Annotated in this window: 16 protein-coding genes and 1 pseudogene; 8 read left to right on the top strand and 9 right to left on the bottom strand. The window is 42.2% G+C overall.

Annotated elements, in window-relative coordinates; genetic code table 11:
• Positions 1-409: 409 nt before the first annotated feature.
• The 6 genes and pseudogenes from ACPUEN_RS07425 to ACPUEN_RS07400 form a co-directional block, all read right to left on the bottom strand.
• Positions 410-1,381: a polysaccharide deacetylase family protein gene (locus ACPUEN_RS07425; protein WP_425639460.1), complete on the bottom strand. Its 972-nt coding sequence runs from the start codon at positions 1,379-1,381 to the stop codon at positions 410-412.
• Positions 1,382-1,999: 618 nt separating this feature from the next.
• The gene (locus ACPUEN_RS07420) at positions 2,000-2,227 is read right to left on the bottom strand and encodes a type II toxin-antitoxin system MqsA family antitoxin (RefSeq protein WP_425639459.1); all 228 of its coding nucleotides are present in this window, start codon (positions 2,225-2,227) and stop codon (positions 2,000-2,002) included.
• A 6-nt stretch (positions 2,228-2,233) separates the two neighbouring features.
• Entirely contained in the window at positions 2,234-2,530 is a 297-nt protein-coding gene (locus ACPUEN_RS07415; protein WP_425639458.1) for a DUF4258 domain-containing protein, read from the bottom strand.
• 1,300 nt (positions 2,531-3,830) lie between these two features.
• Positions 3,831-3,986, bottom strand: a complete 156-nt coding sequence (locus ACPUEN_RS07410; protein WP_425639457.1) for a hypothetical protein — start codon at positions 3,984-3,986, stop codon at positions 3,831-3,833.
• A 10-nt stretch (positions 3,987-3,996) separates the two neighbouring features.
• Positions 3,997-4,455: pseudogene (locus ACPUEN_RS07405) on the bottom strand (DUF6934 family protein).
• A 236-nt stretch (positions 4,456-4,691) separates the two neighbouring features.
• Positions 4,692-4,898, bottom strand: coding sequence for a helix-turn-helix domain-containing protein (locus ACPUEN_RS07400; protein ID WP_425639456.1), 207 nt, complete (start codon positions 4,896-4,898; stop codon positions 4,692-4,694).
• A gap of 113 nt (positions 4,899-5,011) precedes the next feature.
• Here ACPUEN_RS07400 and ACPUEN_RS07395 point away from each other — a divergent pair, with 113 nt between their 5' ends.
• From ACPUEN_RS07395 to ACPUEN_RS07375, 5 genes are all read left to right on the top strand, one after another.
• Positions 5,012-5,221, top strand: a complete 210-nt coding sequence (locus ACPUEN_RS07395; protein WP_425639455.1) for a hypothetical protein — start codon at positions 5,012-5,014, stop codon at positions 5,219-5,221.
• A gap of 3 nt (positions 5,222-5,224) precedes the next feature.
• Entirely contained in the window at positions 5,225-5,386 is a 162-nt protein-coding gene (locus ACPUEN_RS07390; RefSeq protein ID WP_425639454.1) for a hypothetical protein, read from the top strand.
• A 443-nt stretch (positions 5,387-5,829) separates the two neighbouring features.
• A complete protein-coding gene (locus ACPUEN_RS07385; RefSeq protein WP_425639453.1) occupies positions 5,830-7,221 on the top strand; it encodes a TlpA family protein disulfide reductase in 1,392 nt (463 codons plus the stop codon).
• On the top strand, positions 7,218-10,439 hold the full coding sequence (locus ACPUEN_RS07380; protein ID WP_425639452.1) for a SusC/RagA family TonB-linked outer membrane protein: 3,222 nt from the start codon (positions 7,218-7,220) through the stop codon (positions 10,437-10,439). The genes ACPUEN_RS07385 and ACPUEN_RS07380 overlap by 4 nt, the downstream gene beginning before the upstream one ends.
• A 365-nt stretch (positions 10,440-10,804) precedes the next feature.
• Entirely contained in the window at positions 10,805-12,154 is a 1,350-nt protein-coding gene (locus ACPUEN_RS07375; protein ID WP_425639451.1) for a RagB/SusD family nutrient uptake outer membrane protein, read from the top strand.
• 42 nt (positions 12,155-12,196) lie between these two features.
• Here the strand turns inward: ACPUEN_RS07375 and ACPUEN_RS07370 are convergent, their stop codons facing one another.
• Positions 12,197-12,481 (bottom strand): hypothetical protein, encoded by a 285-nt coding sequence (locus ACPUEN_RS07370; RefSeq protein WP_425639450.1) that lies wholly within the window; start codon positions 12,479-12,481, stop codon positions 12,197-12,199.
• A gap of 1,629 nt (positions 12,482-14,110) precedes the next feature.
• Between ACPUEN_RS07370 and ACPUEN_RS07365 the strand changes: the two genes are divergently transcribed.
• A complete protein-coding gene (locus tag ACPUEN_RS07365; protein WP_425639449.1) occupies positions 14,111-19,798 on the top strand; it encodes a PAS domain S-box protein in 5,688 nt (1,895 codons plus the stop codon).
• 792 nt (positions 19,799-20,590) lie between these two features.
• Here ACPUEN_RS07365 and ACPUEN_RS07360 read toward each other — a convergent pair.
• Positions 20,591-20,911 carry a hypothetical protein gene (locus ACPUEN_RS07360; RefSeq protein WP_425639448.1) on the bottom strand — a complete coding sequence of 107 codons (321 nt, stop codon included), beginning with the start codon at positions 20,909-20,911 and terminating at the stop codon, positions 20,591-20,593.
• 353 nt (positions 20,912-21,264) lie between these two features.
• On the opposite strand from ACPUEN_RS07360, the gene ACPUEN_RS07355 reads away from it, so the two are divergent.
• Positions 21,265-21,888 carry a DUF6992 family protein gene (locus ACPUEN_RS07355; RefSeq protein WP_425639447.1) on the top strand — a complete coding sequence of 208 codons (624 nt, stop codon included), beginning with the start codon at positions 21,265-21,267 and terminating at the stop codon, positions 21,886-21,888.
• 1,087 nt (positions 21,889-22,975) lie between these two features.
• On the opposite strand, the gene ald is transcribed toward ACPUEN_RS07355, so the two are convergent.
• Positions 22,976-24,094 (bottom strand): alanine dehydrogenase, encoded by a 1,119-nt coding sequence (gene ald, locus ACPUEN_RS07350; protein ID WP_111613015.1) that lies wholly within the window; start codon positions 24,092-24,094, stop codon positions 22,976-22,978.
• Between the two features lie 434 nt (positions 24,095-24,528).
• On the opposite strand from ald, the gene ACPUEN_RS07345 reads away from it, so the two are divergent.
• On the top strand, positions 24,529-26,943 hold the full coding sequence (locus ACPUEN_RS07345) for an alpha-ketoacid dehydrogenase subunit alpha/beta (RefSeq protein ID WP_425639446.1): 2,415 nt from the start codon (positions 24,529-24,531) through the stop codon (positions 26,941-26,943).
• Positions 26,944-26,962 lie beyond the last annotated feature (19 nt).

Raw genomic sequence — 26,962 nt, 5'->3', positions numbered from 1 at the left:
TCCCCCCCAACTATTCGTTTCCATCTTGCTGGCAAAACGCAATATCTCTGAAAGACGATTGCAGGCCAGCGCTGGTGAATAACTCCACTTTTTGATCCCAGGGTTGAAACCCTGGGCTACAAATCTACCACCCCGCTGGGGTTTTCACTCCGACTTGGACCCACCTTACGGCAGTCTCTTGACTGCCTCCAACTTCACCATTCAACATTCATTATTCACCATTCAATATTTTAAATTCTTTAATATACCCTTTAGGGATCGGCGGTAGGTCAGGGGCCAACTTCCAACCAATTTCAAATTCTCCAATTCCCAATCCTTAATCTTATTCGTGACAACTGTCAACCAACCAACACCCAACAACTAACAACTAACACCCAACAACTAACACCCAACAACTAACATCCAACAACTAACAACTAATAACTAACTCCCCAATCCCCTCCATATTCATACTCTCCATTCCGTACTCAGCTTTTAAAAACTGAAAATGAACCATTAACTCTTCCAGTTCCAGCATGGATTGAATAGGATCATTAGCAAAATTATGTGGATGCCACCAAAGGTGATAGATTTCCTTATTTTTAGCTGCATAACTCATTTCAGATTTTACCCGGGTTAACCTGACGGAGTTAAAAACGGGATTGTTTTTTGAGATAGGTCTTAAGATCCTGGAGGCCGGAATTAATAGGGGTTCATTGGGATAGACTTTCATTTCATCTTTAGAAAATGAGGTGTTTTTTCCGATTGGAATAAAGCAATCTGCCGACCTAAACCATTTTTTGCTTAAATCCTCGTGTTGGGTTTCCTGCCAGAACCAGCTTTTTGGATTACTTCTGACTTGGGTATAGCCTTCTTCCAGGCAAATAGGCAAGTATAATTCATTGATATGGTTTCTAGGAAATACCAGGGACTTCAAGGAAATACCAAACTTATCCTGAGAGATTTTTTGAGTTGCCTGTAGGTCTTGCCTGAATTGTTCCGGGCTTTGACCTCTCATCAGCGTATAGTAGTGGGCAAAAGTATGAGAGCCTAATTCCTGTCCTGGGGTCTTTATGATTTGCTTAATCAATTCAGGTGCAAAATGCACGGCAGGGTTCAAACCCATCTTACCAGCAAACTCATAGGCTGAAAGCTTAGGCTCTCTATAAGAGGGCTTTTGAATAGGGGAGTAGGCCAGCCATTCTTCCTCATTTTCAGCGAATAACATCCCCACTGTCGCCCAAGTAGCCTGAACTTTATTCTTGGCAAAAACCTGGAGCATATCAGGAACAATATTTCGCGTATGCTCGAAATACTTAGGGTTATACTTTGTCCCCACCTTATCAAAAATGCCCCAAAGTAGTTCGAAGTCTAGTGAAATGCAGAATATGCCGGAATTCATGCTTTTAATTTAAAATGAAAAATGGAATGGTTCAGGGATTGATTTTCTTGTTGAGAAAATCGATCCCACCAATATAATAGGAAGGATACTCTTGATGAAATCTAGACTGCAGTCAGTATGTGACTTTTAGTTCTTGAATCTAGATCAAAAAGCAATACTCAACTAGCACATTGGCTAGTTTTTAGGGCGGGGAGGAGGTCAAAATAGCGGGCCAGCGTTAGGCTAGTGCGGCTGAAGCATTATTTTGACAAAGGTTTTTGTTTCTTTTTGCCTTCAAAAAGAAAGGGGAAAAATACCGTTCCACTCTGCTGTTCGGGATTTGCAATCCCGAACTCATACCGTAGGATTTGTAATCCGAAAAATCAACCCATTTGGTCCAATTCTCCCGACTTGGATCAACCTTTAATGCAGTCTCCTAACTGCCTCCAACTTCATCATTCATCATTTAATATTCAACAATTGAACTTACCGATATCCGATATCCGACATCCAACACGGGACACCGGACATCAGACATCCGACTTCCAACCTCCAACCTCCAACTTCCAACCTCCAACTTCCTGACCTCCAACTTCCAACTGCCACCCACTAAACTGTACACCTCCAATCCCAGTTCTATTAAGCCACCTGAAGTTTCACCACTTCAAGTTCAGCTCCCTTCGTATAAGCTTCATTTCCTTTTTCCAGCACTAATTTGGTCATTTCGCTTGAGAGGTAGTAATGGCCACAATTAGCGCATACATCTGCAGGCACTTCCTTAATCAATACAATTGTGCTACCTTTTTCTAGTGTGACGGTCACCAAACCTTTTTCAGTAGTGCCATTTTTGCATAAGGTACATTCCATAGTTAGTTAAATTTTAAATTTAAAGTTCTCTGCCCATAGCTTGGGATCTGGTTCATAAGCAGTGATTATTACACATTTGCTTTCAAGTTCATTTATGGCAATGACCAAATGAAGTGGCCTTTTTGTAGCAAAACCTAATATTAAACAACTAGGGAAGGGTCTATCGTTCGGATAATCATTAATTATTTCACCCAACCGGATCACCTCCTCAATGTCCTCAGTTGTGATATCGCGGTTAAACATCTGATTAATGGCATGATCACTATAGATCAGTTCTCTACATCTAAAATATACTGAATTCATTGGTCACCTCTCACTCTTATTAGTATGTTATAGATCCTATAGTTTTGTTTTCCAGTACAGTGAAATCTGATTTTTCTGATTCTTCCATAATCTCCTGCGTTTACTCAAAAATAAGGATTTTAGGAAGCTTATCCTTTCCCTGCACCTACTTTTTTAGAATTTAAGCTAGGTAAATTATTCCGCTGTTTGCTGCGCCTCCGTGAGTGTCTCACTCACGGCACATCTCCATTCCCCAACTAATTTCAAATTGATTTCTACTTCAGATGCTTCACGTGTCAAACTCCCCCTTCACCTTTAGTTTTATTTTGGAAAACATGCTGTAATCAAAGGGGGCAGGGGGATTTGTCGCAAGCCATCTGTCTGAATATCCAGGTTGAAACCCTGGACTACCTATAGTCCGTCCCTATGGGACTTTTAGTGCTTGTATCTAGATCAAAGAGCAATACTCAACTAGCACATTGGCTAGTTTTTAGGGCGGGGAGGAGGTCAAAATAGCGGGCCAGCGTTAGGCTAGTGCGGCTGAAGCATTATTTTGACAAAGGTTTTTGTTTCTTTTTGCCTTCAAAAAGAAAGGGGAAAAATGCCGTTCCATCTGGTTCAATTCTCCGTTGTCCTGCTTCTCCAGAAGCCGGACAGATCCGACATTACGTTTCCATCTTTTGACTGCCCTCCATCTGGTTCAATTCTCCCGACTTGAATCCACCTTACTGCAGTCCACTTGCAGACTCCAACCTTCCTTCAATCCACCAACTGACAACCAACTAACAACCAACAACCAACAACCCCCAACCGATATTTCTCTGCACGAACGGCTATCTATTCTCCCTTTTTAGTACAAGGCAGGATTCTACTGTAAGGTAATACTAGTTCGACCCACTTCGGGGTCATTATAGCCAAAAATGTATGCTGTTTTGTGTCCCATGGGTTGCACCCATGGCTATTTATAGTTTGATCCTTTCAGGATCGTTACCTCACCCGAGGTTTGTGTCCCACACACCATTTACTCCATCTCAATGCAGTCTTCAGACCTGCCAACCGACAACAGACAACCGCCAACCGCACCCATCGCTGGGTTTTTCCAATCTTTCAGGCCGGTCATGTTATAATATTCACGGAGCGGCCAATTTACGTTCGCAATTCTCAAGAGACCCTACAAAAACAAAAAGCACCAAAAAGTGCCTTTTTATTTAAAATTTTTACTATTCCAATAGGTTGCTGGGTAATTACCCTGCGATATGATCTTTTTTTATAATGTTAGGTGTTTTATTACCCACCTTTTTCTACATATATCTTATTACTGTCAATTGGTTTCCAGCTTTAATTTGGAAACCACCTTATTGGCAAATTCAAGCTGGGAAGGAAAGAGTACTTTTTTTGAAGAACTATTCAAAGAAGTATTCTTCTGGATTTTAATTCCAAACTTACTTGCGCCTTCTAATTTTTTCTTCGATTTCATGGCTGTAAAGTTAACTTATTTTTCGTTTTACTAGAAATCCATCGTAATTTTTACCATTTCTGAATATTTCCATAACGGATTTTTGTTCGTCAAAGTTTACACCTGAAATTTCAAAGTCAGCTTCCAATTCTATTAAATTTTTAGAAATTGCCATTCAATAAAGCCGGGTTCTTTCTGTAGTACTACCAGAAAAGAACACCATTTTTGATGGATATTTCGAGGTAAACTCATAAACAATTGTAGCTATCGTAGCTAGAATTTTATTTCTATCCTGATTATTGTTCCTGATCTGATCATCTATTTCACCATTTTCAAGCTTATCCCCAAATCCTAGATTGTAAATATCGGGATTATTGGTTTGTGAGAATTGAACGATTTTTTTAAACTTACCGTTCGGCCCTTCGCTGATAAACTCAAACTCCAAAGAATCACTTGAGCCCGATATTGATTCATATTTTTCGTAGTTCAAATCTATTTGGATTAAACGTATTATTTTCCCTCCAATATCTTCCTCATCGCCTCATTCATCTCCATCATCTTCATCATGACTTCTGTTTGATTTTTATCAGTATAGTGAGCTCTTATTCTTTCTTTAAAAGTAAAAGGACCAGCAAAACTAAAAATAATACCATCCAGAATATTCCAAATATTTTCGATTTTGTTTTAATCTTCTTAATAACGACGCATTATGAAATTACTCGCTTTTCACTTCAAATCCTGACACACATAATCCAATAGCTTACATGGATCCTCATCTATAGCTTTGGCTATCAGATAGAGTTCAGCGGCGGATAATTTTGCTTTTTCATCTAATGTTAGGACACCAATTCTCTGAGGTGTTAATCCAGTTTTTCTAGCTACGTCAGATTTGTTAATAGATTTTCTGCTGAAAATTTCTCCAAGTCTTGTCATTCCATTTATTCTTTACTTAAAGGTAATTATTCTTAAAAAATAACAAGAAATACTTGATTAAATGTTTTTGAATATCAAGATAAACATGATGTATTTACATAAATTCATGTTGAATGCTTGAAAGGAACAAAGGAGACACTCAGGATTTAGAAAAGTCGGTCCTGATTCCAAAAAATGAAGCAAGCCATTTCAAGGAATCCATACTAAGGATTTTGGAGAGAGTAAAGCTTGAGAATTGCGATTCCGATACTCATCGGAAGGTACAGCTAGACGATATCAAGAATATCTACAAGCTGTTGGAGTATTTTTCAGATAAAGAATAAGTCATGAACAGAAAGCATTTTTCTTCAGTATCCAAGGCAAGTCCATTTCGGATAGGAGGGAGCTTATGTTTAACGTTCACTGAGCTTAAGGAATTAACAAGAGGAGTTCCTGGCATCGCCGCGGTAGATCGCCTGTATCCTCTGAAGCCTAAGAATCCGATTTAAGGATTCGTTTTTTCGCCGATTAAGAAGTTGCGCAGCTTCGAGCAGATCGGTTACCACACACTCAGGTCAGCAAGCTCACAGTAGCTGGTAGCGCTGACACATTACATCTTATTATTCATTATTGCTGGTTGGTCGGATAGACCGAGGTGGAAAAACTATGTCTTGTTTGGAGTACAAAGTACAAAGTATCAAGTACCAAGAAGCTAGAGCCAAGAGCCAAGAAGTTAGAGCCGAGATCTTAGAGCCAAGAGTCAAGAAGTTAGAATCTGGAACCAAGCGTTCGTGATGCTACTTTCAGCTTTCAGCTTTCAGCTTTCAGCCTTGAGCTTTCAGCCTTCTCACTTCTGCTCACTGCGGACAGGTGCTAATACGCTTCGACTTCGCTCAGCGTGACAAACATCGGACACCCGACAACCAACAACCAGCAACAAACAACTCAAAGCATGAAAAAAACACTACTCATCTGCTTACTGGGATACCTATGCGTACCCACGAGCACATCCACAGCACAAGTTGCTGATTCACCCCCAGGCACAGATTTGGTTTATCAGCCTGGATTCCCAGGGCAGGAGAGCGCGAGCTCTTCTGCTCTATTGGATACCTTGACGATCGGTGATCAGTTACCTTCCGGAATCGAATTTTCCGAGGTATTGCAGTTTGATTCAGATAAGTTACGCCTGGATGATTACCGGGGAAAATACGTAATCCTGCAGTTTTGGGCTACTTGGTGCACTGCAAGTTCAGGATCACTGCCCAAAGCTGACCTGCTGCAAGAAATGTTCAAAGACCAGATTCAGTTTGTTCCTGTCACCTATGAATCTGGAGCCAAAGTGGAAAAAAAGCTGGCATTCTATTCATCCATGAGGGATTTGGATTTGCCTCTGATCGTGGATGAGCATCGGTTAAACAAGTTATTCCCTCATATTACCTTACCTCACCTGGTGATCCTGGACCCCATGGGTAAAATTCTGGCGATCACAGGCTCGGAGGATATTATAGAGGAGAATCTTCGGGAAATGGTCACTACCGGTAAGGCAAATTTTCGATTGAAAGCCGATAACCGGATTCCCTTTTCGATCAATGAAAACCTCATCAGCGGGAATACCCATATTCCATCGAAAAACATCCGGTACCAGTCTGCATTGACCGGCTACCTACCGGGAGTTTCCGGCGGAATGATCGATGACCGGGAAGATGGGGCACATATTATTCTGATCAATAATCCACTGATTAAATTTTATCGCTTGGCCTATACAGGGCGGGACTTGGCCAATTTCTTCGGCCCCAACCGCATGATATTTAATGGCTTTGGGGAAGATGAACTGGACACCAGGAAATCCGGACTGGATTACATCGAATGGATGAAGGAAGGCAACCGTGTTTATAGCTATGAATTGATCGCACCACCCGGAGTGGACCAATATCACATGATGCGGGAAGATCTTAAACGTTACTTTCCCGAAATCAAGGCAGAAGTTCAAACTCAAAAAAGAAAAGTCTGGGCAATTGTGCTGCCTGATGGAAAAACATATCCCCGCTCTCTTAAAGAAAGATCCTACGAATTTAATCCCTATAGGGCAAAGCTGAGCAACTATCCCCTGCTAGGTTTAATCTATCAGCTGAATATCTACTCCCTACAGCTTTCTCCCTACCCTTTGATTGACCTTACGGGAATCGATTATCCGATTGACCTTACGTTGGAAGCTAACTTCTCCAATCCCGAAGAATTGAAGAAAAGCCTGCAGAAAGCAGGATTGGATTTGGAATTACGTGAGGCAGAAATTCCTGTTTTGATACTCAGTAAACAAGATTCATTAACCCAAAATAACCCATGAAAAAATTAAAACTGATACTAGTCGGCATTGGTTTGCTCCTCGTAGCACAAACCTATGCCCAATCGCCGTACAAAATAGAGGGTATTGTGACCGACAGCCAATCGGGCGAAGCCCTATCGGGCGTGAACATACTGATTGAGTCGGAAAATTCAGGAACCGTTTCCGACGAATCGGGTAGATTTGAAATGACTGTTGCAACAGGGGAGTACAGTCTGATTTTTTCTTATCTCGGATATGAAAAGCAGACTGTTAAGGTTGAAGTAACTGAAACGACCAAACTGGAAATCAGGCTCCAGCCCATCAATATGGACTTGGAAGAAGTACAGGTGGTATCCACAGGTTACCAGTCACTTCCTCTTACCCGTTCCACCGGATCTTTTGCCTCAGTAGACGAAAAGTTGATCAATCGTCGGGTTAGTACAAATCTAATCGACCGCTTAGAAGATGTAACTTCGGGCCTGATATTCAACAAGACTGGAGATTCCGGCAGAGATCCAATATCCATTCGGGGAAGAAGCACACTTGGTCGCTTCAATCAACCTTTGATCGTGATTGATAATTTTCCTTTTGACGGTAACCTGGAGGATATCAATCCCAATGATGTGGAAAGCATTACTGTGCTGCGGGATGCAGCAGCGGCTTCCATCTGGGGAGCAAGGGCAGGAAACGGGGTAATCGTTGTTACAACCAAGAATGGCGACAAAAAACAACCCCTGAAAGTAGACTTTAACTCCAATGTGAATTGGATAGAATCGCAGGATGCCTTTCGCTCACCGGATATGGCGGTTTCTGATTTCATTGAAGTGGAACGGCAACTTTTTGAAAACGGGTTTTATAATTCCACAGAAAACAGTCCAAACAAGCTTGCTCTGACCCCTGTAGTAGAAACGCTTATCCTGCAGCGGGATGGAGTCATTTCATCATCAGAAGCCGGGCAGCGGATCAGCAGGATCGGCTCCCACGATTGGCGAACTGATGTCAACCGCTATCTCTACAGACCCCAGGTCAATCAACAGTACAATGTGGGATTGTCAGGGGGATCTGGAATCCAATCCTATCGGGTAAGTCTTGGATATGACCGACTTGTCGGAAACCTGCAGGGCAATCAGTCTGGACGGTTGACCCTAAATTTCCGGGAGAATTTTTCCCTGTTGAATGATAGGTTGAAAATCGAGGGAGCTTTTTATGGGGTAAAGCAAAACGGAACCGACCAAAATATCCGTCCGAATGATTTGCGCCTCTCAGCTACCACGCCCATCTATCCTTATGCCCGACTGGCAGATGAAAATGGTAATCCTCTGGAAATCGTCACCGAGCTGAGGGAAGGCTTCAAGCGGGAGGCCGAAAGTGTGGGTTTGTTGGATTGGGCCTATCGTCCTCTGGATGAATTTGGAAGGGGAGTTACAGAATCAAAACGTAACGATTACCGCATCAATTTTACCCTGGATTACAGGCTTTGGGAGAATTTGCGTGTCTCGGGTCGCTATCAATTCTGGGAACAAAACCGGAATTCAGAAAATCTGAATTCTCTGGAAAGCTATTCCACCCGTGATTTGATCAATACCTATACTCAGGTGGATGAATCAGGGCAATTGAGCTTTCCTGTTCCCCGCGGAGGCATACTAAATGTGAGTAACGGGCAGTCCTCCAGCCATTCGGGAAGGGTTCAGTTGGATTATTTCAAAGAATTCGAGCAGGGATTACGCTGGGATATCCTAATGGGCGGAGAAGTCAAATCACTGCGTGGAAGCAATTTTTCCGCCAGGCGATATGGATATATCCCAGAGTTGGCCAGTAGTCAGGCTGTAGATTATTTCACGCCTTTTTCCCGCTACTCGAATCCCAATGCATCGGTGAATATCCCGGCAGTTCAAAGCCAGGGTCTCAACACTGATAGATTCTTGTCGGCTTTTGCCAATACTTCCCTCAGCTATAAAAACCGCTACCTGGTCACCGCCAGTGTACGTCGGGATGCTTCTAATTTGTTTGGCGTAAGTACCAATATGCGTGCTGTCCCCCTTTGGTCAGCTGGTTTGGGGTGGACTTTGAGCGAGGAGGAATTCTTTAACTGGGAAGGCATGCCTTATCTGAAGCTGCGGCTGAGCTATGGGTACAACGGTAATGTGGACCGTAGTCTAACTGCCTTTACCACTGCGCAGGTGATTACTTTTAATACCTTAACTCAGGTCAACTATGGCCAGATTATCAATCCTCCCAATCAGAATTTAAGATGGGAGCGCATAGCTATCGCAAATTTGGGACTGGACTTTGAGTCCAAATCCGGTGATATATCTGGCACACTTGAGTTTTATTCCAAAGATGGGCTGGATTTGATTGGGCAGTCCCCTTATGCCCCATCGACCGGCATCACCATATTTTCAGGGAACAATGCTTCAACCAATACCAAGGGCTATGATCTGAACTTAATGACACGGAACCTAAAAGGTCGGCTTGCATGGAATACCAACTTCATGATTAGCGGATTGAAAGAAAAGGTGACCACTTATGAATTGGATGTTCCTGCTGCCAGCCTGATCAATTATGGGGTTTCAGGTAGAGGAGGGGAATACTTTCCGGTGAAAGGACGACCATTGTTTAGTGTCTTCAGTTATGTGTGGGGTGGCTTAAACCCTGAAACCGGTGCTCCACAGGGATTTTTGGATGGTGACCTCAGCGAGGAATACAGGGATATAATCAACTCTTCCACTCTTGAGAATATCCGCTATCATGGTCCTGCCAGGCCTACTTCATTCGGTGCAATCCGAAATGATTTCTTATGGAAGAACTTTAGCCTTTCTGTCAATGTCAGTTATCGGTTGGGCTACTATTTCCGGAGAAGCTCGGTAGAATACATTTCCATTCTGAGGGCACAGGGAGGCCACCAGGACTTTGGCTTGCGATGGAGGGAGCCTGGGGATGAATTGACCACGCAGATTCCCGCTATGCCGGAGAGATTGGATTCCTTTCGGGATCAGTTTTACCGAAGTGCTTCCCATTTGGTGGAAAAAGGAGATCATATCCGCCTTCAGGATATTCGATTTGGCTATCAATTTGATTCCACAAGTCGCCTTTTTAAAGGATTTGGCAATGCGCAGGTATATGTCTATGCCAACAATCTGGGCGTAATCTGGAAGGCTACTAAAACTGATTTGGACCCTGATTTTGGCTTCAACCGGCCCCTGAGAAGTTTGGCAGCGGGACTCCAGTTACAATTCTAAATTAAATCTAAAGTAAAGAGAAAAGGCCGCAAACTTTCCTCATTGGGAGGCTGGTTTCCTGCGGTTTTTACTGGCCTGCCTGGGTTTGAACTCCCGGGCCCCTTTTTAAAATACAACAATCACGATAGCGAGCCTAGCCCAGAATGTCTTACAATAAAATGTTCTGATGGATATCGGGATCAATGGGCAAGATTCTCACGATGAAATCGCGACAGCTATCGGGATGACCTTAAAAAATCAAATTATATACACATGAAATCGAGCCTGCCTACCGGACAGGCAGGCATGTCGGAAGCGACACACAGAGGGATGATTATCTCCCAGGCGAGATTCCATATGGCCTTTAAAAGACAAATTATAATCATATGAAAAAAATACTCAACATTCTACTTATTAGCTCTTCAAGCCTATTACTGGCTTGCGAGGGGTTTTTGGATCCCAAACCAGACCAGGGATTATTGGTTCCCAACACACTGGATGATGTGCAGATTTTAATGGATAACAACGTTGTCTTTAACCGACAGGCAACGCTGGTTAATGTTTCAGCAGACGATTTTTGGACAACCTCAGAAGCCTATCAGGGGATGAGTGTGGTGGAGCAGGGGGCTTACCTCTGGCAGGAGGACCCTTACCAAGGTTCAGGAATTTGGGATTGGGAGATTGCTTATAACCAGGTTTTTTATGCCAATATCGCCTTGAAAACCTTAGATGAATATACAGGCTCGAATAAGCAGTGGGCAGAGGAATTGCGGGGAATGGCTTTATTTTATAAGTCCTATGCCTATTATCAATTGCTCCAACAGTTTGCTCCGCCTTTTCAGCGGGATGGAGGAAACAGTGATTTGCCCGGTATTATCCTGCGGGAGCAGGCGGATATTAACAATTCACCCCAAAGGTCCTCAGTAGAGGAATGCTACACAGCACTTTTGAGGGATATGGAGGTAGCAGTAGGAATATTGCCCATTGGTACTGAGTTTAAGACTCGGCCTACCCGAGCGGCAGGATATGGACTTTTGGCGAAGGTATATTTGCTGATGTTTGAATACGAAAAGGCCGCACAGGCTTCTCAAGCTGCTTTAGATCTTTATTCGGATCGAATGGATCTCAATGAACTAAATGTACAGAACCTACGTCCATTTGAGCGGTTTGGTCCAGAGACTATCTTTTATTCAGTTCTTCACTCTTCTGCATTTTCCAGGGGAACCCAAACCTATGTGGATACAGTACTTTTGAACAGTTATGAACCAGGGGATTTAAGACTTGAAGCCTATTTCAATGCACGTCCTGGGGGGTACTTCAATATGACTGGTCACCATACAGGTAGCACGATTGTATTCGGAGGCTTGACTGTCGGAGAGTTGCAGTTGATCGCAGCAGAGGGATTTGCACGTTCGGGAAATTCGGATCTAGCCTTGTCTTATTTAAATCAACTGCTGGAAAATCGTTATCTCAGTGAAATCTGGATGCCTCTTGAAGGATTGGATGAAAAGGAGCTTTTGAACCGTGTCTTATTGGAAAGGCGAAAAGAACTGGTTGGAAGAGGAATCCGCTGGAGTGATCTAAGGAGATTGAATCAAGAGCCGGATTTTGAAAAAATAATTATCAGGGAGATTGATGGTCAGGAATTTAGTTTGCAACCTAACTCAAACAGATATGTATTTCCTATTCCGGATAATGAGATAATCCGAAGTGGTGTGGAACAAAATCCCAGGTAATTAAAAATACCCAAGGCCGGCTGGCCTTGGGTAAAAAGTTAATTAAGGTAACTCCTCAAACTCGCCCATTTGAAGGACCGTCTTGGTTCCGTTGATGGGATCGTTGTTTGTGAAAGTTACCTGGCATTCCAAAGAAGAGTCTTCACAATTGTATCTCTCTTCGGAAACAGGCACGGTCACATCAATATATTGCCCTGGATTCAGGGGGTCTTCTGCAAAAATGACCACGGATTCATCTGGCATCACAGTAGGTTCTGTAAACGCCACTGCAGCAAAAGCTGCCAGCACAAAAGCAAACAGAGGTAATCTTTTTACTAAAGTATTCATCGTTATGTCCTGTTTTTTAACAGATCAAAAACAGGGAAACCGTTTTTGGTTGTTTGCCTACTCTAAAAAGGGTTTTCGGCATCTCCCTTTGGGAGGCTCATTGGGTCTAGCCAGTCTCTTACCCCAAGCTATCAAGAGAAATGAGTCTCTTTTATTTTCCTTAACCTTTGGGGTTTTCAAAACCCCAAAGGTTTTTGTTCTGCTGTTCGACAAGTGCCGCCGTTCGTGTCTCACGAACGACTTATTACCGCATGTCTTCAGACAGCCTTTTATCTTGAGTATTCAGCCAGCCGAAGTACGGTTACTGAGCTTTTGTAGCATTTTTTGCAGTCCTCTCTTGAAAGTTTTGGACTCTCTGCCGCCGTTCGTGTCTCACGAATGGCTACTATGCTTATCTAAGTATTTTTTACAGCCCATTCTTGCAAGGTTTCGGGCTGTGGGGCGGTGTTTCAGCAGCCGCCCCTTTTTTTAATGGTTGGGGTTTACAAAACCCCGAAGGTTTATCTACCCAGTGCCGTCCCATTTAGCGCAGGTCTCATGACCTGTGCATTTGATGCTGCAGCCTCCTGACTGCCTCCAACTTCTCTCCATTGTCTGTGTCCTCACAGACCATTTCATATTCTTCGCGGAGCTGATTTTGATCGGGATTTAGAAACCCGAATCTTTATATATAATTCTGTCTTCCATCTTGCTGGCAATTATTTCCTTTCTCCAAATGACGATTGTGGGCCAGCGCTGGTGAACTATTTTAACCTTAAACACCGGGTTAACCCCGATAGCTATCGGGGCCGGTGCTATAAAATCTGCCATGCCTATGGCATTGCTTCCAAACCTCCAACTTCCCTGCTTCCAAACCTCTTGCTGATTAGCTTTCTCACTTCATCTTTTAGCTTTCATTTCTGCCCACTGCGACTGGATACTGTGACTCCCATCCCCATCTAGCGCAAGTCTTCAGACTTGTGCTTTGAATATTGCAGTCTCCTGACTGCCACCAACTTCATCAGTCATCCTTACCGAAACCAACCACCATTCTCCCCTTTAGGGGTCGGGGGTCACATCGGTCATCGGTCACAGGACATCCAACTTCCCTGCTTCCAAACCTCTATTCTCCAATCCATTTTAAATTCTTAATATCCACCGTTTCCATCTTGCTGGCAATTATTTCCCTTCTCCAAATGACAATCGTGGGCCAGCGCTGGTGAACTATTTTAACCTTAAACACCGGGTTAAAACCCGGCGCTACCAATCTTGCATACCTACGGCATGCTTTATACTATAGATAAATTACCCAGCATCATTCTCCTCTCCCGATAGCTATCAGGAAGGAGTCGGGGGACACCACCAACTTCCCACTTCCGAACTTACACTCATTTTAAATTCTCACTTAGTCGCCACGTAGAACCACCAACCAACAACCACCAACCCACAACCTCCAACCAACAACCTCCAACCACCAACCAACAACCACCAACCAACAACCTCCAACCAACAACCGCCAACCGCCAACCACCAACCAACAACTAACAACCAACAACCCCCACATCCTTACTGGTATAAAAGCAGATATATACATTAATGATTCTTTCGTTTTTTTTATACATTAAGGTCTTCAAAAAACCACCCCCGCTTATGGATCAAACTCAGTTGACCCATCTCTTACTAAATCAAAGCAAAGACCTTTTTTGGGTGGTTGACCGCAGCTTCCAATTGATTTATGCCAATAAAAGATATCTGGATGCTGTGAAAATGATCACAGGAAAGGAGCATAGACTGCATGACTCTGCATTTGTAGAAGGATTTGGTGAGGCATATCAGGAAAAATGGAAAAGCTATTATATCAGAGCCTTTAATGGAGAATCTTTTGAAGTAGAGGAGCATCACTTCAATCCAGAGGCAAATGAAATTCAATATGGTCAAACTACTTTTGAACCGTTGAAGGGTGATGATCAAAGCATTGTGGCAGTTACCTGCCACTCTAAAGACATCACCCGTATTGTGAAACGAAAATCCGAGGCGAGTCAATTACTGAATGCTTCTTTGGATGTTTTTTGCACCATTAACGAACAGGGAAATTTTGTTTTTGTGAGCGCCGCAGCTGAACATCACTGGGGATACTTGCCCGAAGAACTAATTGGCAAACGGTACCTGGATTTCACGCTGGAAGAAGATGTGCCCAAAACGATTGAAATAGCAACTGCCATTAGAAATGGTCTTAATACTAAATCTTTTGTCAATCGCTACACGAAAAAAGACGGCGATATCGCCTACAATATCTGGTCGGTAAGATGGGATGAAAGCACTAAACTCATGTATGGTGTGGCCAGAGATGGTAAGGAAAAAATACAGCAGGAAGAAAAAGTGCTGCAAAGTGAGCAAAGGTTCAAAGCCTTGGTTCAAGGAGGCTATGACTTGTTCGCAGTACTAGATATGGAAGGGAATTATATTTATATGAGCCCTTCAAGTACTGCTATCATCGGGATACCACCGGAGGAATTTATTGGAAAAGATGCCTTTGCATTTGTTCATCCTGAAGACACCGAACGGACACTAGCCAGTCTGAAACACATAGCCGCCGAAGAGCGGGTAACTGTACCACCTTACCGTGCCAGGAATCTAAAAAATGAATGGCGATGGGTGGAAACGGTGCTCACCAATATGATTGATAATCCAACCATCAATGGCATCGTAGTTAATTCGAGAGATATCACAGACAAAGTTGAACAGGAAGAAAAAATCCTCCAAAGCGAGCAACGCTTTAAAGCCTTGGTTCAGGAGGGTTCTGACCTGATCGCAATACTGGATGAAGAAGGCAATTACATTTATGCTAGCCCTACCTCGACCTCTGTACTTGGGATACCTCCTGAAGAGTTTATGGGCAAGAATGCATTTGAATTCATTCATCCCGATGATATTGAGCAAACCAAAAGTAGCTTGCAAAAATTAGCCATTGTTACTAAGGTAAAAATTGAGCCCTATCGCTTTCAAAACCATAAGAAAGAATGGAGATGGTTGGAAACTGTGCTTACGAACATGCTGGACAATCCAGCGGTAAAAGGCATCGTGGCCAATTCAAGAGACATCACAGATAAAATCGAAGAACAGCAGCAACTCAAACTCTTAGAAAGTGTCATTACCAATGCGAATGATTCGATTTTAATAACCGAAGCAGTTGCACAGGATGAATCTGGGCCTAGAATCATTTATGCAAATGCTGCTTTTACTAAAATGACTGGTTATCAGGCAGCAGAAGTCATAGGTAAAACACCGGGTTTCCTTCACGGACCAAATACTGACAAAGCAGAAATGGCAAGACTATACGCTGCTATTAAAAACTGGGAAACCTGTGAAGTAACAGTTATCAATTATAAAAAACAGGGCGAGGAATTCTGGATAAATTTTACAATAACTCCCGTTTCTGATGAAAAAGGCCACTACACCCATTGGGTCGCTATCCAGCGGGACGTGACCGAGAAAAAATCCAAAGAACTTGAAAAAGATTACATCAATAAAATAAGTGACATTTTCAACCAATGCACTGACCAGGATTTAACGGGATGTCTTTCAGATCTCTGTCGGCAAATGACAAATTCCGGTGATTTTGATTTTGCTGAAATCTGGTTACCTGCCATTGATGCTAAATCAATCAACCGAGCAGCGAACCACGTTAAAGGAACGGTTGGGAATGTGTTTATTGAAGAAACCAAGTACCTCAATTCCTGTATCCCCGGCGAAGGAATGCCTGGTTATGTTTGGGAAAACAAAAAGACAGAGATATGGGGGAATGTGGAGGGAAAATGGCTTGCCCAAAGAAAAGTAGCTGCGAAGAAGGCAGGCATAGAAGTCGTAATAGGAGTGCCCTTGAAAGATAAAGAAGAGGTTATCGGTGTGTTATTGCTAGGTACTGAAAAGACTAAATCGGCCTTATTCCATTATTCAGAGCTATTGCCAAAATTAGAGTATGTTATCGGCGCCGAGCTCAGCCGTAAGAAAATCGAAATTGAATTGGCTCAGATTTTTGACTTCACTCCCGTAATCATTTGTGTTGCAGGTTTTGATGGTTACCTAAAACGGATCAATCCAGCGGGTTTAGAATTACTTGGATATTCCTTTGAAGAAATGAGTTCCCGGCCAATCAGATCATTTGTACATGAGGAAGACAGGTCCCGGACAAGGGAAGAACAGATCAATCTATATACTGGTGGAAGGCAAACCAACTTTGAAAACCGCTACATCACCAAACAGGGGAAAATAGTATGGCTGAGCTGGTCCGCAACATCCGCACCGGAGCATGGTATTCTGTATGCGGTTGCCAAGGATATTACGGAAGAAAAGAAACTAAGGGAATTAAATCGTCAAACCCGTAGCCTTGCAAAAATGGGGAGTTGGGAGTTGGATTTAGTCACTCAAAGTCACTATTGGTCAGATGAGGTGTACGACATGCTTGATACAGATCCGAAAACATTTGCACAGGACTTGGAAAGAGATATCAATTTTTACCGAGAGGATTTTAGGCAATTGGCAAAGTCAAGCTTCGAAAAATGTATTGCTACTGGAGAGCCATTTGATATTGAAGCGGTGGTCATTACCGCCAAAAAGAAAGAAATTTGGGTACGTGTAATAGGGAATGCTGAAATGGTAAATGGAGAGTGCCAACGCGTATATGGCAGTTTCCAGAATATTGATGAGCGTAAAGAACCGGAATTAAGGTTACAGTCCTTGGCAGACAACCTCCCCGGTGTAGTATTTCAATACCTAATCTACCCTGATGGAACAGACAATTTGAAGAATGTAACCAAAGGATCTAAGGAGGTATGGGGATTTACTGACGAAGAAGTTCTTCAAAATAACCAGCTAGTCTGGGATAGAATAATAGCCGGTGGAGAAATAGGACACGTACAAAAAAGTATAGCAAATTCTATAGAATCCAAAACCAAGTGGAATGCCCAATGGAAATACGTCCTGCCAAACGGAGAAGTGAGAACGCATCTCGGATATGGGGCCCCAAGCTTTCTGGCAGATGGCACAGTACTCTTCAATTCCGTGATCTTGGATGTGACTCAGGAAACAAAAAATGAGGAGCTGCTTGAGCAGGTTACTAAACTAGCCAGAATTGGTAGTTGGGAGATGGACTTGGTAAACCAGGATAGAGATTCCATGTACTGGTCTCCCATGTTATTTGAAATATTGGAATTGGACGATAGTTACAATCCCACCCTAACTGGTGGTATAGAATTTCATATAGGTGAAAGTAAAGAACGACTACAAAAAGCCCTTAAACTTCTCATTTCTGATGGAATCGAGTTTGATGAGGAGATATTACTGCTCACCGCCAAAGGAAATGAGCGCTGGTGCCGGGCTATTGGTAAAACCGAAGTGGTGAATAACAAGCGGACCAAAATTTATGGTAGTTATCAGGATATTCACGATAGAAAAATGGCCGCTCTGGAATTAGAGAAAAGTTTGAAATCAATTTCAGACTATAAATTTGCCTTAGAACAGTCTGCCATAACCTCATTCACAGACGAAAAAGGAAGGATTACTTCTGTGAACGATAACTTTTGTGAAATATCCAAATTCAGTAGAGAAGAGTTGATCGGTAAAACCCATAGACTAATTAATTCTAACCATCATCCCAAAGAATTTTTTAAGGACTTATGGAACACGATCTCATCCGGTAAAGTCTGGCGAGGAGAAATAAAAAATAAAGCAAAAGATGGGTCCTTTTATTGGGTGGATACTAGTATTGTCCCTTTTCTGGATGAAAAAAACAGGCCCGTCCAATACCTAGCCATTCGCTTTGACATCACAGAACGTAAGAAAGTTGAGCAGGATAAAAACAGCTTTCAGGCAACCCTAGAGAGCAGTCTAAATGAGATTTATATATTCGATTCAGAAACACTGCTTTTCAGCTATGCAAATACAGGTGCGCTTACAAACCTAGGCTATTCCGAAGTAGAAATAAAAGCATTGACCCCATTTGATATAATACCTGACTTCACGGCAGCTTCATTCCAACAGCTCGTGGCTCCTCTTGTGAGTAATGAAAAGGACAAAATCATGTTTTTCACTAATCACAAACGTAAAGATGCAAGTATTTATCCTGTAGAAGTCCATTTGCAATTAGTTAAAGAAGGTCAGGATAAAAGATTTTTAGCCATTATACTTGATATTACTGAGCGTAAAAAAGCAGAAGAAAGTATTCTTCAAGCAAATGAACGCTTTGAAAAAGTAACTGAAGCGACTAATGATGCCATATGGGACTGGGATCTGGTTAATCAAACTTATTACCGTTCCAGCGCCATCGAACGTTTTTTTGGAAAAGCAGCTTTGACATCACTTAAGGAGGATATTTTCTGGAAAGATAGGTTTCATCCTGACGATATAATCAAAATTCAGGAAAGTATCAATGAAGCGATTTCAAACCCGTTAATTAACCGATGGGAGCTGGAATACAGGATATTTAATGAGCAGGAAGAAACGCTTTATGTAATAGACCGTGGAGTAATCATTCGTAATGAGGCGGGAAAGGCTATTCGTATGGTTGGAGCTATGACTGATATCACCGAGCAAAAACACATGCAGCTTCAGCTCTCTGATCTCAATGAGTCACTCAAGCAGTATACCCGTGAATTAGAGCGTTCTAATGAAGAGTTAGAGCAATTTGCATTTGTCACTTCACACGACCTACAGGAGCCCCTGAGAATGATTTCCAGTTTTATGGATCTCCTCAAAAGAAAATACGGTGATAAACTTGACGAAAAGGGGCACCAGTATATTCACTTTGCTACAGATGGGGCCAAACGTATGAAGCAACTTATTTTGGATTTGTTGGAATATTCCAAAGCGAGCAATACCTCCTCACCAACAGAAGAAGTAAACCTAAATGAGGTGGTTTCAGATTTTATTCACCTACGAAGGAAGCTTATCGCAAAAAACTCAGCAGTAATCAACACTGTTGATCTGCCAACCCTTAAAATACATAAAGCAGCCATCACTCAGGTTTTTCATTGCTTACTCGACAATGCACTCAAGTACTCCAAAACCGATATATCACCCGAAATCAAGATCGAAGTGGAGGAAAATGAAAAAGAATGGAAATTTTCTATCCGCGACAATGGAATAGGCATTGATCCTGAGTTCTATGATAAAATATTTATTATTTTTCAAAGACTTCACAATAACGATAAGTATGGAGGAACAGGAATAGGTCTTTCCATTGTCAAGAGGCATCTAGAGTTTCTGGGAGGAAGGATATGGCTGAAGTCTGCACCTGGAGAAGGTACCGTGTTTTATTTCTTAATTCCCAAAATCGAATAGGATTCAAACCTGCCAACCAACAACCAACAACCAACAACCGATCTGGTTCGAGTCTCCCGACTTGGACCAGCGTCCTGCCTGGCGCGGGGAAGCATTATTTTGACAAAGGTTTTTGTTTCTTTTGCCTTCAAAAAGAAAGAGGAAAAATGCCGTTCCATCTGGTTCAATTCTCCGTTGTCCTGCTTCTCCAGAAGCCGGACAGATCCGTTATTACGTTTCCATCTTGCTGGCACCGCGCCTCCGTCTCCGATTGATGATCCTAGGCCAGCGCTGGTGAACGAATATGTCCTTAAAACCCAGGGTTGCGTCGTGCCTCCTTACCCTGGGCTATTACATTGCATGCCTTCAGCATGCTTCCTACTTCCGATAAAAAAATCTTTTAACACATAACTCTCATCTCCCCTTTAGGGGTCGGGGGTCACCGCCGCCGTTCGTGTTTCACGAATGGCACATTTTACCACCCTATCTCAGTCTCAGGACCTCGAACCTACATCGTGCAGTCTCCTGACAGCTTCCATATATACCTTTATTTCTTATCGCAAATGCTTGTGTGAAAGGCGGGGAGGAGGTCAAAATAGCGGGCCAGCGTCCTGCCTGGCGCGGGGAAGCATTATTTTGACAAAGGTTTTTGTTTCTTTTTGCCTTCAAAAAGAAAGAGGAAAAATGCCGTTCCATCTGGTTCAAGTTCCCCGGCTTGACCCCACATTACTGCAGTCCCCTTGCAGACTCCAACCTTCCTTCAATCCACCATCTGACAACCAACCAACAACTAACAACTAACAACCAACAACCTTACGTACTACTCTTAGGAAAATCAGGTCTAGTCTCTGGATGCTTTTCCCAATACTGAACTATGGAAGGCATATACTCATCACTTTCTATGGTTCCCTGTAGATTTACTTTTTGACCCTCGTAGAGATATATTTTTCCATTTTCCACCTTCTCTACAGTTAATCCATTTCCATCCAAAAGTTCTTTTACTTTTTTCCATTCTTCAGGATCGCTTACGTAAGTTTCAAATCGTATATAAAACTCCTCGCCTATGGGAGGGATGGGATAATCATGAGGAATGTCTGCGCTGATAATCGGTTCGGTAGGAAAAATAAGTTTCATGATTTTGATAATTTTGCTTTACTGAATTTACGTAGGATAGACTGGAAGGTTAAGCTCCCGACCTATTACAAGGCAGCTGCCAACTACTAAATGCCCCCAACTTCATTATTCAAAATTTTATTTTCTACATTATTCATTAATATCATCTCAAGGTTCTAAACAGCTACACTTAACCTACAAACCCTGTCCGCCGTGCCTGTGCGCCGAGGCGTAGCGGAAACAACCAACACCCAACAACCCACAACCAACAACCAACAACCAACACCCAACAACCCACAACCAACAACCAACAACTAACAACTAACAACCAACAACTAACAACCGCTACAATCTCCCATCTAAAACCCACACCTATGCTCAATAAATCATCATCCTATTCTCTACTACTTTTTATAGTTCTTCTTACTGCGGTCTTTCTACCCTTGGATACTTTTGCACAAAGTATTGCGGAGCTTCAGGATTTCAACCAAACAAGAATTTCCTATAATGAAAAGGGAATGATGATTCTTGGAGGATGGGCAGTAGGAAATATGATTTGGGGAGGGATAGCTGCCGGACAGACGACAGGACAGACAAAGGCTTTTCACCAAATGAATCTTTATTGGAACTCGGTGAATTTAGTTATCGCAGGATTTGGGTACTGGCAGGCAACTAAGGATACTCCCGGAACTGACTTTTGGGCAACTATGGATGCTCAGCAGAATATGGAGAAAATATTGCTTTTCAATGCTGCTCTCGATATTGCCTATATAGCAGGGGGGATGTATTTAAAAGAAAGGGGATTAAGACTAAACAAGGACAAGTTTATAGGATTTGGAAAGTCCATCATACTCCAAGGAGCATTCCTACTCACATTCGATGCAGTGATGTACACCTTTCATCATAACCATGCCAAGGAACTGCCGCAGATTGTCAATCAGATCAGTTTAGGTCCAACAGGTTTTAACGTTCGTATTCCTTTAGGATCTGTACGCTAAATACTTCTTTAGTCATCGCGTTATCCTGCTTTTCCTGAAGCTGTCGCTATCCTGCTTCTCCAGAAGCTGGATCATTTGATGTCGAAAGGGTACTTAAGCTTTATCCTCTTGCCAACGGCAAGAACTATAACAGCCCAGAATGCAATTCTGGGTTAATTAAAGAAGTGATTATATTATAGAGTGCCAACGGCACGATCAATATTTATTCCATCATACTTAGGCAAAAGAATTACCCATAATTAATCCCCAACTAGACAGGAATTCTATAGGAGATTTTCAATAACCAAGGATTGGCATCACCTTTAAACTGTGCGCTCTGTGTTGTCCTCTTTGACTCTCTTTGTGGTAAAAACTTTGCCTGCTATCCTGCTTCTCCAGAAGCTGGATCATTTGATGTCGAAAGGGTACTTAAGCTTTATCCTCTTGCCAACGGCAAGACCTATAACAGCCCAGCATGCAATGCTGGGTTAATTAAAGAAGTGATTATATTATATAGAGTGCCAAAGGCACGATCAATATTTATTCCATCATACTTAGGCAAAATAATTATCCATAATTAATCCCCAACAAGACAGGAATTCTATCGGAGATTTTCAATAATTAAGGATTGGAATCACCTTTAAACTGTGCGCTCTGTGTTGTCCTCTGTGAACTTTGTGGTAAAAACTCATCTTCTCCAGAAGCTGGATATACAACTCATATGTTAAATCTCGCTATCCTGCTTTTCCAGAAACTGGATCATTTGATGTCGAAAGGGTACTTAAGCTTTATCCTCTTGCCAACGGCAAGACCTATAACAGCCCAGCATGCAATGCTGGGTTAATTAATCAGAAACATTATCCCAGAGTGCCAACGGCACGATCGGTATTTATTCGATCTAACGGGACATTAGTTATATCGGCAATTTTCATTGGACAAGGTTAATGTCAACTCTAAGCTGCGGTCTCTGCGTTATCTTCTGTAGCCATTGTGGTAAAACTGCGGCCTCCGCGTTATCCTCTGTGAACTTTGTAGTAAAACCTTGTTCCAAAAAAAAATCCCTCCAGCTTTCACCGGAGGGATTCATATAATTTGAACTCAGCCACTATTAGTCAGCCAAATACTTTATCACCGGAGTATAATCCATATCAAATGCCTCAGCTACTGCCTGATACACAATATCACCATTGATAATATTCAAGCCTGGAACTAGATCAGGATTATCCTGAGCTGCTTTTTTCCAGCCCTTATCAGCCAATTGCATGGCGTAAGGAAGAGTCGCATTGGTCAAAGCCAAGGTAGAAGTGTAAGGCACTGCACCTGGCATGTTTGCTACGCAATAATGAACCACATCGTCGATCACGAAAGTTGGGTCCTGATGCGTTGTAGGCTTACAAGTTTCTATACATCCACCCTGATCTACTGCCACATCCACTAGCACAGTTCCTGGAAGCATGTCCTTCAACATATCACGAGTGATCAAGTGAGGAGCTTTTGCACCTGGAATCAATACAGCGCCAATAATCAAATCATGATTCTGAATCAATTTTCTGATGTTGAATTCATTGGACATCATGGTGTTTACGTTGGCAGGCATAACATCTGCCAAATAGCGCAAACGCTGCAAGTTGAGATCCATAATCGTCACGTCTGCACCTAGTCCAGCCGCCATCCAGGCAGCTTGTGTACCTACAATCCCACCGCCAAGAATCAATACTTTAGCAGGAAGTACACCCGGTACTCCACCAAGAAGAATTCCTCTTCCTCCAAGTGGTTTTTCAAGGTAATTCGCACCTTTTTGTACAGCCATTCTACCGGCTACTTCAGACATAGGAACCAAAAGAGGAAGACTTCTATCAGGCTTCTCTACTGTTTCATATGCAAGGCAAACTGATTTGCTAGCTACCATCGCCTTAGTCAAAGGCTCATAGGAAGCAAAGTGAAAATAGGTGAACAGCAATTGATCTTCTTTGATCAGTTTGTATTCCGCTTCTATAGGCTCTTTTACCTTCATAATCATCTCAGCGATCTCGTAGGTCGCCTCAATAGTAGGAAGAATAGTAGCTCCAGCTTCTACATACATTTCATCTAGGAAGCCACTGCCTTCACCAGCGGTGTGCTGAACGTAAACAGAATGACCTCTTTTTACCAATTCTTTTGCACCGGCAGGAGTAAGAGCTACCCGGTTTTCGTTGTTTTTGATTTCCTTAGGAACACCTATAATCATGACTTCAAATTTTGGATTTAAATAAACTTGACAACAAATATAGTAAGTCAAAAGCTACCAATTTGCACAACAAAGAATAGTATTTGGTATGCTTTCGAAAATAAATGGATTTCGAAATTATATTCCGATTATTAATAAAAACATTCAATAAATTTCAAAAAAGGGAAATTAAGCATTTAAAATTTTGAACTGCATATTTGGCTAAATGCTTGGTTTATAGCCTACGGGGTTTTTGATTTCCCTGCTACTATTAATGGTGATTATTTGTTTTTCAAAATTAAATTCTGTTTTAATTCTTATTACTGACTCTACTCAAAATTTTTGATTGAAAAATTATATTGTTGAAATTTGCATAGAAGGCGGATTTGGCTATTTTTGAAGGATTCAAAAAATCCGCTAAGTAAAACCCAAATAACTTTAGTAAATTAACCTCTATGTCAGAAGTTCAATCAGTTCCAAAAAACCTGAATTCTCCGAATCTTTCCAAAGAAGCCATACTTGAAGACTTTAGAATTGCCATGGTTAGTAGGCATGCTTCATTGATGGGTAGGAAAGAGGTTTTTATGGGAAAAGCGAAGTTCGGAATTTTTGGAGATGGTAAGGAACTAGCACAAATAGCTATGGCCAGAGCCTTCCAAATTGGAGATTTTCGCTCAGGCTACTACCGAGACCAGACTTTTATGCTGGCCATAGGTGAATTGACAGTTCAACAATATTTTTCTCAGTTATACGCCCACACCAATGTGGAGGAAGAACCTGCCAGTGCTGGGAGATTGATGAATGGTCACTTCGCCACAAGATCTATTAATGATGATGGAACTTGGAAGGACCTGACCAAAATGTATAATTCTGCAGCAGATATTTCACCCACAGCTGCTCAAATGCCTAAGCTTCTTGGCTTGGCTTACGCTTCCAAACTCTATAGAGAAAACAAAGGCCTGAAAGAAATGACTAAGTTTTCGGTTAACGGAAATGAAGTTGCCTGGGGCACCATAGGAAATGCCTCTACTTCTGAAGGTATGTTTTTCGAGTCTATCAATGCTGCAGGCGTGATGCAGGTTCCAATGGTTATTTCCATTTGGGATGATGGCTATGGAATCTCTGTTCCAAATGAGTTTCATACTACTAAAGGCAGTATTTCTGAGGTTTTGGAAGGTTTTGGAAGAACAAATTCCCAGAAAGGAATTGAGATTATTAAAGTGAATGGCTGGGATTACGAGGCCTTGCTGAATGCTTATGTGGAAGCAGGTGAGTTGGCAAGAACCTCCCATGTTCCTGTACTGATTCATGTGCAGGAAATGACTCAACCTCAAGGCCATTCTACCTCTGGGTCACATGAGCGATACAAAGACAAGAAGAGACTTCAATGGGAAAAGGATTGGGATTGTATCTCCAAATTCAGAGAATATATCCTGAGTAATCGAATTGCCAATGCTGATGCCTTAGATAAAATTGAGGCTAACGCCAAAGCTCAGGTTAAGCAAGAAAAAGAGGCTGCCTGGTCTAATTTTTCCAGTGAAATCAAAAATGAATTAAATGAAGTAGTGACTCTTCTTAGGGAAACAGCTCAGCATAGCACAAGAAAAGTAATTCTCAATCAACTAGCAGAGGAGCTTTCCAAAACAATAAACCCCATTAGAAAGGATGTGGTAATGGCAGCCCGAAAGGCACTGTTAACCCTGAGATTGGATAGCCCTGCAGTTAAGGCAGATCTGAAAAACTGGTTCTCAAAACAGACTGATTTAAATTTCGATAGATACAATTCACATCTTTATAGCCAGTCAAAATGGAGTGTTTTGAATGTGGAGGAAGTGCCGGCCAAGTTTAACGATAAGTCTCCTTTAGTAGATGGCAGAGAAATTCTACAATCTTACTTTGACCTAACACTTGAAAAAGACCCTCGTTTCTTTACCTTCGGTGAGGATGTGGGTAAAATCGGAGATGTAAACCAAGCCTTCGCTGGCTTACAAGCAAAGCATGGAGAGCTGCGCGTAGCTGATACAGGAATAAGGGAATGTACCATAATTGGTCAGGGAATTGGAACTGCTTTACGTGGTTTAAGACCCTTGGCCGAAATCCAATACTTGGATTACCTGCTCTATGGACTTCAAATGCTTGCAGATGATGTTGCCTGTCTAAACTACCGTACCAAGGGAGGGCAGAAGGTACCTATGATCGTGCGTACCCGAGGACATAGATTAGAAGGTGTTTGGCATTCTGGTTCTCCTATGGGTATGATATTGTCCTCCTTGAGAGGAATGGTAGTTTGTGTTCCTAGAGATATGACTCAGGCTGCTGGAATGTATAATGCACTCCTTAAGTCTGATGAACCTGCCATTGTTATTGAATGTCTTAACGGTTACAGGCTTAAAGAGAAAATGCCTGATAATTTGGGCGAATACACTGTTGCCTTAGGCAAGCCAGAAATACTGAGAGAGGGAACTGAAGTTACCATCGTCACTTATGGTTCTATGTGTAGAATAGTGATGGAAGCTGCTGATGACTTGGCGGAAATGGGCATAGAAATAGAAGTGCTTGATGTGCAGACCTTATTGCCATTTGATGTGCACGGAATCATTGGTGAATCAATAAAGAAAACCAACCGTGTGATATTTGCCGATGAGGATGTTCCAGGAGCTGGCTCTGCATTTATGCTACAGCAAGTAATGGAAGGTCAGGAAGTATTTAAATTTCTGGACTCCGAACCTCAGACGCTCACTGCAAAATCTCATAGACCAGCTTATTCATCGGATGGAGATTATTTCTCTAAGCCTAGCGTAGAGGACGTGGTTGAGAAGGTGTATGCTATGATGAGTGAAGTAAATCCGAAGAAGTACCCTGCAATCTAAATAACTGATAATATTCCAT

This window comes from Algoriphagus yeomjeoni, assembly GCF_049821175.1.
Taxonomy (GTDB): domain Bacteria; phylum Bacteroidota; class Bacteroidia; order Cytophagales; family Cyclobacteriaceae; genus Algoriphagus; species Algoriphagus yeomjeoni_A.
Note: the sequence above shows the minus strand (reverse complement) of the source record. Positions and strands in the feature narration are given on the sequence as shown.

Coding starts and splice junctions, on each gene's coding strand:
- ACPUEN_RS07425 (WP_425639460.1), bottom strand. CDS start 1,381: ATGAATTCCGGCATATTCTGCATTTCACTAGACTTCGAACTACTTTGG.
- ACPUEN_RS07420 (WP_425639459.1), bottom strand. CDS start 2,227: ATGGAATGTACCTTATGCAAAAATGGCACTACTGAAAAAGGTTTGGTG.
- ACPUEN_RS07415 (WP_425639458.1), bottom strand. CDS start 2,530: ATGAATTCAGTATATTTTAGATGTAGAGAACTGATCTATAGTGATCAT.
- ACPUEN_RS07410 (WP_425639457.1), bottom strand. CDS start 3,986: ATGAAATCGAAGAAAAAATTAGAAGGCGCAAGTAAGTTTGGAATTAAA.
- ACPUEN_RS07400 (WP_425639456.1), bottom strand. CDS start 4,898: ATGACAAGACTTGGAGAAATTTTCAGCAGAAAATCTATTAACAAATCT.
- ACPUEN_RS07395 (WP_425639455.1), top strand. CDS start 5,012: ATGCTTGAAAGGAACAAAGGAGACACTCAGGATTTAGAAAAGTCGGTC.
- ACPUEN_RS07390 (WP_425639454.1), top strand. CDS start 5,225: ATGAACAGAAAGCATTTTTCTTCAGTATCCAAGGCAAGTCCATTTCGG.
- ACPUEN_RS07385 (WP_425639453.1), top strand. CDS start 5,830: ATGAAAAAAACACTACTCATCTGCTTACTGGGATACCTATGCGTACCC.
- ACPUEN_RS07380 (WP_425639452.1), top strand. CDS start 7,218: ATGAAAAAATTAAAACTGATACTAGTCGGCATTGGTTTGCTCCTCGTA.
- ACPUEN_RS07375 (WP_425639451.1), top strand. CDS start 10,805: ATGAAAAAAATACTCAACATTCTACTTATTAGCTCTTCAAGCCTATTA.
- ACPUEN_RS07370 (WP_425639450.1), bottom strand. CDS start 12,481: ATGAATACTTTAGTAAAAAGATTACCTCTGTTTGCTTTTGTGCTGGCA.
- ACPUEN_RS07365 (WP_425639449.1), top strand. CDS start 14,111: ATGGATCAAACTCAGTTGACCCATCTCTTACTAAATCAAAGCAAAGAC.
- ACPUEN_RS07360 (WP_425639448.1), bottom strand. CDS start 20,911: ATGAAACTTATTTTTCCTACCGAACCGATTATCAGCGCAGACATTCCT.
- ACPUEN_RS07355 (WP_425639447.1), top strand. CDS start 21,265: ATGCTCAATAAATCATCATCCTATTCTCTACTACTTTTTATAGTTCTT.
- ald (WP_111613015.1), bottom strand. CDS start 24,094: ATGATTATAGGTGTTCCTAAGGAAATCAAAAACAACGAAAACCGGGTA.
- ACPUEN_RS07345 (WP_425639446.1), top strand. CDS start 24,529: ATGTCAGAAGTTCAATCAGTTCCAAAAAACCTGAATTCTCCGAATCTT.